This is a genomic window from Microcoleus sp. K4-B3, assembly GCF_036704615.1.
Lineage (GTDB): Bacteria > Cyanobacteriota > Cyanobacteriia > Cyanobacteriales > Microcoleaceae > Microcoleus.
This window is the reverse complement of record NZ_JAUBSF010000082.1, coordinates 20,286-30,315: the sequence shown is the minus strand read 5'-3', so window position 1 is coordinate 30,315 and position 10,030 is coordinate 20,286. Positions and strand designations below refer to the sequence as shown.

Annotated in this window: 5 protein-coding genes; 3 read left to right on the top strand and 2 right to left on the bottom strand. The window is 44.3% G+C overall.

The features are described 5' to 3' along the window. Both QUA78_RS25680 and QUA78_RS25675 read right to left on the bottom strand, forming a co-directional pair. On the bottom strand, positions 1-867 hold an 867-nt coding region (locus QUA78_RS25680), incomplete at its 3' end, for a glycosyltransferase (protein ID WP_333399097.1). A gap of 233 nt (positions 868-1,100) precedes the next feature. Continuing rightward, positions 1,101-2,018, bottom strand: a complete 918-nt coding sequence (locus QUA78_RS25675) for a histone deacetylase (protein WP_333303675.1) — start codon at positions 2,016-2,018, stop codon at positions 1,101-1,103. An 80-nt stretch (positions 2,019-2,098) separates the two neighbouring features. On the opposite strand from QUA78_RS25675, the gene QUA78_RS25670 reads away from it, so the two are divergent. From QUA78_RS25670 to QUA78_RS25660, 3 genes are all read left to right on the top strand, one after another. Next, on the top strand, positions 2,099-2,608 hold the full coding sequence (locus tag QUA78_RS25670) for a hypothetical protein (RefSeq protein ID WP_333303676.1): 510 nt from the start codon (positions 2,099-2,101) through the stop codon (positions 2,606-2,608). 679 nt (positions 2,609-3,287) lie between these two features. Continuing rightward, positions 3,288-7,988, top strand: a complete 4,701-nt coding sequence (locus tag QUA78_RS25665; RefSeq protein ID WP_445302461.1) for a response regulator — start codon at positions 3,288-3,290, stop codon at positions 7,986-7,988. Beyond that, a complete protein-coding gene (locus QUA78_RS25660; protein ID WP_333303678.1) occupies positions 7,954-9,981 on the top strand; it encodes an adenylate/guanylate cyclase domain-containing protein in 2,028 nt (675 codons plus the stop codon). The genes QUA78_RS25665 and QUA78_RS25660 overlap by 35 nt, the downstream gene beginning before the upstream one ends. Positions 9,982-10,030 lie beyond the last annotated feature (49 nt).

Genomic DNA, 10,030 nt, shown 5'->3' with positions numbered 1-10,030 from the left:
GAACTCTAACCCTGGCGGGTTTACCCCATCGATGCTAGCCATCCCCCCTTTCGGGTTTCGGCTAAACGAATCGCACCATTCGCTTAACAGTGTGCCATCGCCGAGTATATCGAGATTGACAGCAATGTTTTTCTTGTCCAAAATTTTTATTGCTTCTAACAGAACTAACACGCCTTTACTGGACTCCACTCTGCCAGCAAATAGAAGTTTCAGTTTTTGGGTTGATGGGGATAGCTTTTTGTGCCATATTTCCTTTGCATCGGCTTCAGAAATGATATTTTCTTCATCTATCCAGGAAGCGTGGATGACGTGACCTCGTTCTTGTCGCTTTGTCAGTAAACTCTGCTGGTATTGCGATTGTGTGAAGATTGTCAGGTTAGCATTATTTACGCACCAGCGATTCACTATTTCCGATACGTAAGCGATGATTCTGTCTTTGATTTTTATGGTTGTGCCTGGTTCTAGACGCCACGGTGCGGACTCGACCACGACTACGTAGAATTTTCCCTGAATCAGGGCTATTGGTGTCACTAACCACCCCATAGGAATGGGCCAGCCTGCTACGCAACTATGTACAATATCTGCTTTGCCGATCGCACCCCAAAGTTTAGCAACTGTAGCAGGCAGCGTCAATATTGCCTCGGGGTAGCTGTTTGGGGAGGGAAGGTCGATGAATTCAACGTTAGAAAACGATGGTTCGCGGGTGACGACAATTGCATTTCCTGGGGATGTTTCTTGTTGGCAGGGAGTTGCTAGAGTGAAGTTTTTAAGATACCTGAAGTGTTCCGTTAGGTCTTTTGCCCACAGCGGATGGAGATACCTGTCACCTTTTTCATCGCAGGTGGAGCTGACATTAATGACAATCAAATAACGCTTGGTAATAGGTTATAGAAACTCTAAATCATGTGTTTTTCCTAGTTGTTCTGAGTTGTTTGAATTAACTTGCATACGTGACATCCTATTTATTGATTAAACGCTAGTCTCTAATGAACTATAAATTCTATGGCTCCAAAATTTTTGCGATGGATCGGGCTGTCTGCCGTTCATTTATGTGGTATTAACTAAATTTATCTAGATTTTTGTCGCATAATTTACAAATCTTAAAGTTTATATTGCCTGTAGGCTTGACTTGCGGCTCGGTGCAGCAGCGAATGCCGGTAAACTAACCCATTCATGTCGTCGGAATAGCCACCGCCAATCACGCAGGCAACGGGATAGCCGCCAGCCAAACACGCAGTCAAAACTTGCATTTCCCGGCGAAATAAGCCCGTATCAGTTAAAGCTAATTTTCCCAGTTTGTCGCCGTGATGAGGGTCTACTCCGGCATCGTACAAAACTAAATCTGGCTTGACATTAGAAAGCAAATCTGGTAAGAATTTATCCAATGTTTGTAAATATTCGTCGTCCTCCATACCGACAGGCAAAGGTACATCTAAATCGCCCTTTTGTTTAGTGCCGGGAAAATTTACCTCGCAGTGCATCGAGAAAGTAAAAACACTGCTGTCATCTTGGAAAATTACAGCGGTTCCATCTCCTTGATGCACGTCTAAATCGACAATTAAAACTTTGCGAACTAAACCCAATTGTTGGAGGACGCGGGAGGCGATCGCCAAATCATTAAAAATACAAAAACCAGATCCAAAAGCAGGAAAGGCGTGATGAGTTCCCCCCGCCGTATTGCAAGCCAAACCGCATTTTAAAGCGAGCTGGGCAGTTAGAACCGTTCCTGCAATCGCAGTGCAAGTGCGATTAGCAAGGGCCAGACTCCAAGGCAGACCAATTCGCCGCTGAGCTTTGTCGTCGAGCGTCCCGTTGCAGTAAGCTTGAACGTAGCGGTGGTCGTGGACTAATTCAATCCATTCTTGAGGCGGAAGTTCGGGAGCGTGAAATTGCGATTTATCTGCTACCCCGTCCGCGAGCAGCATCTGGTAAAGTATCCGAAACTTTGTCATCGGGAAGCGGTGATCCGGTGGCAGGGGTGCCACGTAATTTTCGTGGTAAATAATTGGTAAGTCCATTAAGATTATTGTAGAACGAATGAATCTCCAATTGAAAGCCTGCAATCTCAAAGTTAAATTCTTAGGAGAACCTGTATTATATGCAACCATTAAAAACAGTCTGGCAGTCCGGCAGCAACAACCCCGAAAATGCTGACAGCCTCGATAATATCAGTCAGTGGTGGGGAAACCTCAACGGCAAAGAAATTAGCTGGGTACAGCGACTGATTCCGCAAATCGGCGGTCTGAGCGAAATTCACTGGCACCCTCAGCGTTTTGACGAAACATTTGTGATAGTCAATCCCCAAATTCGCGAGGAAACTCTCTATTGGTACAAAGCCGATTCTCCTGTCCAACGTAACAACACAGTTCACAAACTAGAACTTGACAACCTGCAACAGCAATTGTACATCTATCCTCAGTTGGAATCAGAATTGGTAATTCGCATAGGATTTCCCGAAGTTAAATATCAAACACTTGAATTAAATAATCCAGAAATCGCCTTGGGGGAAGATAACGTTCTGCTGCTGTGGGAGGCCGATCAAGAACTGGAAATCAAAATCTCGCTCACCAATGAAAATATTGCAAAACTTAAGGAATTGCTTGCGTAGAAAAGACCTACAAAAGAATTTATACGGCAGGCTTTGCATGCGGGTTGATGGCTCTATAGTCTTAGTTACCTATAAATATCTTAAGACTTATGGGCGGGTGCGTCGAAATCGGTTTTGTTCACAGCAATACTTCGTTGCAGCCCGGGGCAAGAGTAAAAAACCCGGTTTCTTCGCCTCGGGGTGCGTCCAGGTGTGTATCTTTGCTAAAACTCTTTGAAGGTGGCAGAAAAATGTCAAGAAGCTTGCGTTATGCTCCTAGGAATTTTAATGCTAAAGTCAAGCAAAAAACTGTTCCGGGCGCATCAACCGGGTTTTATGTACAAAAATAGTTCGCCGCAGCCCTTGAACAGAGTTAAAAAATCCGGTTTCTTTGGTCTGGAGTGCCTAAGTCATGACTTTTTTTCGGCATAGTTAATTCTTGCAGTGAATGATGAGGTTTATTTTTGCAATAAAAGATGACCATAATGCGGTTAATTTGAGTTGCGAACTTAAGACAAGCAGGCAAAAAGTTGGACGAAGAGAAGGTGGATTAGTCGAGGGGCTAATATCTAAAATTAATCCTCTGTTTGCTGAGGTTAACAAGGTTTGATGAATGATTGTCCCTGGAATAAAATCGCTAGATTTATTAAATCATTAATCTGCTGCTTACACTAAAAATTTCATAATGGCAAGACAAAAAATGGTGATCGAAAAAGAAAGTATTCACATTTTAATTATTGATGACCAGCCCAACAACCTCCGATTTATATCAAATATCTTGACGAAAGAAGGGTATAAAGTTCAGCGGGCGATTTCTGGAAAAATGGCGGTAAAGGCTAAGTTTACCGTTCTCCCAGACTTGATTTTGCTAGATATTGCCATGCCCAAAATGAACGGCTACGAAGTCTGCGAAAGACTGAAGGCTAACAAAGAGACTCGGGAAATTCCGGTGATTTTTTTGAGCATTTTTAATGAAACTTTTCACAAAGTCAAAGCTTTTGAAGTCGGCGGTGTTGACTACATTACTAAGCCTTTTCAAGTGGAAGAAGTTTTAGTGCGGATCGAAAGTCAACTGACTATACAACAGCTATCGAAACAATTAAAACAGCAAAATTCCCAACTGCAACGAGAGGTAGAATTTCGCAAGCATACAGAACAAGCACTCCGGGAAAGCAAAGCGCAGTTGCAGAAATTGGCTGTCAATATACCAGGGGTTATTTATCAATTTATAAAGAAGCCCGAGGGGAGTTTTAAATTTGAATATATCAGTTATGCTTGTCGGGAAATTTACGAATTAGAGAGTGAGGAAATCTTAAAAAATCCTGACTTGTGCTTCGATCAAAATCATCCAGATGATCGTCAATATCTGGAAGAAAAACTTGCCGCTAGTGCTCGAAGTTTAGAACCTTTTGCCTTTGAATGGCGGATTGTTACGCCGTCGGGTCAACTCAAATGGCTGCAATCTAATTCTCGACCAGAAATGCGCGATAATGGCGACATTGTTTGGTATGGCGTACTTTTTAATATCAGCGATCGCAAGCAAGCAGAAATAGAAAGGGCAGGAGCTAAAGCAGCTTTAGAACGGCAAGTTCAGCGAGAATTGCTGATTGCAAAAATAACTAAAGAAATTCGCTCAAGTTTGCAGCCAGAAAAAATATTTCAAATAGCTGCAACTCAAATCGGTCTGGCATTCTGCGTCAATCGCTGTTTGATTCATACTTACGTTACTACCCCCCAAGTCGATATTCCTCTGGCGGCTGAGTATCTCGAACCCGCGTGCGAATCTATTTGGAACGTACCCATTCCAATTTGGGGCAATCCTCACGTCGTACAAATGATGATACAAGATATGGCGATCGCCTCCAATAATGTTTATTCAGACCCTCTTTTGCAAGCTGTTCAACCACTTTGCCACAAGGTTGGGTTGAAATCGATGCTGGCAATTCGCACTTCCTATCAAGGCAGGGCAAACGGCGCTATCTGCTTGCACCAGTGCGATCGCTACCGGGAATGGACGTGCGATGAAATCGACTTGTTAGAATCGGTGGCGGCTCAAGTAGGGATTGCGATCGCTCAAGCTAAACTGATCGATCGAGAAAAAAACCGGCTTGTGCAGCTCGATCGGCAAAATAAACTGCTGCAAGCAGAAATTCGCACCCGCATCTGCGCTGAGCAAGCTCTACAAGAATCTGAAGCAGAATTGCGGGCTATTTTTGCCGCCATGACTGACACAGTTTTAGTGAGAAATGCAGAAGGGCGCTGCATCAAAATCGCCCCGACAGGAACGGCGAATTTGGTGAAACCTCCAAGCGAAATGATTAACAGAACTGCCCACGAAGTCTTGCCGGAACCTGTGGCAGATTTGGTATTAAATGCCATCCAAAAAGTTCTGAAAACGAAGCAAAGCATCAATGTTGAATATAGCTTTACAGTCGGAGATCGCGACATTTGCCTCGATGCTAAAGTTTCTCCGCTTTCTCCAGAATCAGTGATTATCGTAGCGCGAGATATTAGCGACCGTAAAAAAACAGAATCTGCACTCAGAGAAAGCCAGCACTTCATTCAGGCGATCGCCGATTCCAATCCCAACCTATTGTACGTTTACGATTTAATTGAACAGCGCAATGTCTACAGCAACCGACAAATTGCGGCGATACTAGGGTACAGCGCCCAAGAAATACAAGATATGGGTACAGCAATGATGCCAACGCTGCTCAACCCCGACGATTTGTCAGACTTTTTGGAAAGCGTTCAAAAAGTGGAGCAAGCCAAAGACGGCGATGTCATTGAATGTCAATACCGAATGAAACACAAAAACGGTGAATGGCGGTGGATGCACAGTTGGGATACAGTATTTCTCAGAACAACTGATGGTAAACCCAAACAAATTCTCGGCACCGCTAATGACATCACAGACCGCAAATTAGCCGAAGAGAAACTGCTAGCATCGCAGCAAAGAATCTCATTTTTATTGCAGCAAACGCCGATCGCAGTTATCGAGTTAAACCTCAATTTAGAAATTATCACTTGGAATCCCGCGGCCGTTGCTATTTTTGGCTACAGCGAGCAAGAAGCGAAAGGGAGAGTCGCCTCCGATTTGATCGTACCTGAAAGCTACCACCAGCAAGTATCTGAGATTTTCAATCACGGCTTGAACGCCAAATCCAGCGGCACTTCCAAAAATCTGACCAAAGACGGCAGAATTATCATCTGCGAGTGGTACAATACTCAGCTAATTGACGATAACGGTACAGCGATCGGCATTGCTTTAATGGCTGTAGATATTACTGAACGCAAGCAAGCAGAAACCGAACTGCAAGAAAGTGCTTTACGACAAAGAGCGATCGCCCGCATCATTGAAAGAATGCGGCAGACTTTAGATATCCGAGAAATTTTCTACGCCACAACCCGAGAATTGCGCGAAACCATGAAGTGCGATCGAGTCGCAATTTACCGTTTCAATCCAGACTGGAGCGGCGAATTTGTAGCCGAATCCCTTGACCGCAAGTGGGTTTCTTTCATCCAAGCACAGGAGAGCGATTCTAAGCTTACTGAAGGCGCTTTAGACAGCGAACTTTGCGTAGTCCAAAAATTAGATAGCACTTTACAAGAAGTCCACGATACCTATTTGCAAGAAACCCAAGGCGGAGCCTACAGCCGAGGTAGAACTTACCTTTGTGTCCCAGATATTTACAAGCAAGGCTTCGATAATTGTTACATCCAATTGCTAGAAAGATTTCAAGCTAAATCCTACATTATTGTGCCGATTTTCTGCGGCAAAAAGCTCTGGGGATTACTAGCCTCCTATCAAAATTCAGCTCCCCGCCAGTGGACCGAAGCGGAAATCAACGTTGCAGTTGATGTAGGCACTCAGCTAGGAGTTGCATTACAGCAAGCGGAATTGCTCGCCCGGACTCAAAGGCAGTCAATGGAACTGATTAAATCCAAAGAAAATGCCGAAGTTGCCAACCGTGCCAAAAGCCAATTTCTCGCTTCCATGAGCCACGAACTCCGCACGCCTCTCAACGCCATTCTCGGTTTTTCCCAAGTCATGGCTCGCAACAGTTCTATCACGGAAGAACAAAAAGAATACATAGAAATTATCAACCGCAGCGGCGAACATTTGCTGGAACTTATCAATGATGTTTTGTCAATGTCCCAAATAGAAGCAGGTCAAATTACCATCAATGAAAATCGCTTCAATCTCTACAGGCTTCTCAACAGTCTAAAAGAAATGCTGCAACTAAAAGCCCACTCAAAAGGTTTGCACCTCATCTTTGAAAATATCGGCGATTTGCCGCAGTACATTCAAACAGACGAAGCTAAATTGCGGCAAGTTTTAATTAACCTGCTCGGCAATGCGATTAAATTTACTCAGCACGGAACAGTTACTTTGCGCGTCAGCAGCAAAGCTGAAAATAACGCCACCGAAGAAAACAAATCCCAATTGTATTTTGAAATTGCCGACACGGGCCCAGGCATTTCTCCCTCGGAAATCTCCACATTATTCAAGCCCTTCGTACAAACCGAAACTGGTCGAAAATCTATGCAGGGAACTGGTCTCGGATTGCCGATCAGCCAACAGTTTGTCCGGATTATGGGAGGTGATATTGCTGTTCAAAGTCAACTCGACCAAGGCACAACTTTCAGCTTTAATATCTCGGTTAACTTAGTAACAGAAAGTGATGAACAAGAAAAATCGGCGGTTAAACAAGTTATTGCTTTAGAAGCCGGACAACAAACTTATCGGATATTAATAGTTGAAGATGTAGCGGAAAATCGCCAACTGCTGCTTAAGCTCCTCGTACCGCTGGGGTTTGAAGTCCGCGAAGCAACTAACGGTCAAGAAGCAATTGCTTTGCATTCAACTTGGAAGCCGCACCTGATCTTAATGGATATGCTGATGCCCGTGATGGATGGGTATGAAGCGACAAGACAGATTAAGAAAACTCTAGAAAGTAGAGAAACAATAATTATTGCCTTGACGGCCAGTGCTTTTGACGAGCAGCGGCAAATAATTTTGTCTGCTGGTTGTAACGATTTGATCTGTAAACCGTTTCGGGAAGAGGTACTCTTTGAAAAGATAGCGCATCACCTGAACCTGCGTTATATTTATGAGGAAGAAAACTCCTCTACTTCTTTTTCAGCACCGACGCTGCTTAAAAGTTTGACCACCGAGGATTTGAGTGTAATGCCTACAGACTGGGTGGTCGAGTTGCACCGAGCAGCACTTTGCGTTGACGACAACCGCATCCTCGAACTCATCGAGCAAATTCCCGAAACTGAGGCAAATCTCGCTAACACTTTAACAGATTTAGTCGATAATTTTCGGATAGATATCATTATCGATTTAACTCAATTATATTATGATGAACGACCATCCATTACCAGCGACTCCTAAAGACATTTTGATCGTTGACGATATGCCGGACAACTTGCGACTTTTATCCACTATGCTGACATCTCACGGGTATCATGTCAGGAAAGCTATTAACGGACACCTGGCTCTGCAAGGGGCGCAAATATCTCCTCCCGATCTAATTTTACTAGATATAAATATGCCGAAAATGAACGGGTATGAAGTTTGTGAGCAGTTAAAGTTAAGCGAAAAAACTAAAGATATTCCGGTAATTTTTATTAGTGCGCTAGATGACGTGCTGGAAAAAGTTAAAGCTTTTCAAGTAGGAGGAGTAGATTATATTACTAAGCCGTTTCAAGTAGAAGAAGTCTTAGTCCGCGTCCAAAACCAACTTTCCCTTCGTTCGCTGCAATCGAAACTGCAACTGCAAGCTAGGGAACTGCACGATCGCAATTCTAGATTGCACGAAGAAATCGCAGAACGGCAGCGGGCTGAAGAATCAATCCGGTTTTTGCTGGAAACTACGCGGGCGATCGGCGAAGCTGTAGACTTTCACTCAGCTTTAGAAGTAATTCTGCACCAAGTTGGCGAAACCATCGGATGGGATGTAGGAGAAGCTTGGATTCCCAATGCAGAAGGAACTTTCCTGCAATCTGCCCGGGGCTGGTATGCGAGCAACGCCAGCCTGGAATCGTTCCGCAGCCAAAGCGAACAACTGACATTTCCTATGAATCTAGGGCTGCCGGGACGAGTTTGGGCATCCAAAAAACCGGAATGGGTAGAAGATGTTTCCAGGGGCTACCCGCATTTTTTCCGAAGTCAAATAGCACTAGAACTCGGATTCAAAGTTGGTTTTGGCGTACCGATTTTGATAGGCGATGAAGTATTGGCAGTGCTAGTTTTCTTTAAAATTTCGTCTTCTCGGAAAGACGCGCGATTTATAGACGTTTTTAATGCGGTCGGCACTCAATTAGGTTCTTTAATTCAGCGCAAACAAGCAGAAGAATTGCTGCGGATTGCTCAAGAAAAATATCACAGCATTGTAGAAAATGCGATGGAAGGCATTTTTCAAAGCACACCTTCAGGACGCTATCTCAGCGCTAATCCAGCTTTGGCAAAATTGTACGGTTACGAGTCGCCAGAAGAACTGATGTCCGAGATTAAAAATATTGCTAAGCAACTGTACGTTGACCCGGAACGCCGCCTCGAATTCGTGGCTGCTATGGATGCTGACAATGCCGTTTCGGGGTTTGAATCTATGGTATGCCGCAAAGACGGGCGCCGGATTTGGGTGTCAGAAAATGTCCGGGCTGTTCGAGATTCAAAAGGTGATCTGATCTACTATGAGGGTACTGTTTCTGATATTACAGAGCGGAAATTAGCGGAAGAAGCGCTAAAAGTTCAACAGGAACAAAGCGAGAAGTTGCTGTTAAATATTTTGCCCAAACCAATAGCAGAACGCTTGAAGGCAGAGCAAAGCACAATTGCCGACAGTTTTGCAGATGTAAGTGTTTTATTTGCTGATATTGTTGGCTTTACTGAGTTGTCTGCTAGAATGTCTCCCACCGAGTTGGTAAAGCGATTGAACGTAATTTTTTCCCATTTCGACCAGTTAGCTGAAAAGTACGGTGTGGAGAAAATTAAGACTATTGGCGATGCTTACATGGTAGTCGGGGGATTGCCTACGCCGAGACATGACCACGCCGAGGCGATCGCCCAAATGGCCCTGGGAATGCAGGCAAAAATAGCAAAGTTGTCCGCCCAGACAGGGGAAAAACTGGCAATTCGCGTCGGCATCAATTCCGGGCCGGTTGTTGCGGGAGTAATTGGTGTGAGCAAGTTCACCTATGATTTGTGGGGAGATACGGTGAATGTGGCGGCGAGAATGGAAGCTACGGGTTTTGCAGGCAGCATTCAAGTTACTGATGTTACTTATGAGCTTTTGAAAGATAAGTATTTGTTTGAGAGGCGAGGCGTGATTCCGGTAAAAGGTAAGGGGGATATGATGACTTATTGGTTGCTACAAAAAAAGTAAAAATGGGAATTGGGAATGGGGCATCGGGCATCGGGCATCGGGCATTGGG

What these genes read in the sequence shown, in the direction of transcription:
- QUA78_RS25665 (WP_445302461.1), top strand. Translation starts at nt 3,288, where the DNA reads ATGGTGATCGAAAAAGAAAGTATTCACATTTTAATTATTGATGACCAG.
- QUA78_RS25660 (WP_333303678.1), top strand. Translation starts at nt 7,954, where the DNA reads ATGATGAACGACCATCCATTACCAGCGACTCCTAAAGACATTTTGATC.
- QUA78_RS25675 (WP_333303675.1), bottom strand. Translation starts at nt 2,018, where the DNA reads ATGGACTTACCAATTATTTACCACGAAAATTACGTGGCACCCCTGCCA.
- QUA78_RS25670 (WP_333303676.1), top strand. Translation starts at nt 2,099, where the DNA reads ATGCAACCATTAAAAACAGTCTGGCAGTCCGGCAGCAACAACCCCGAA.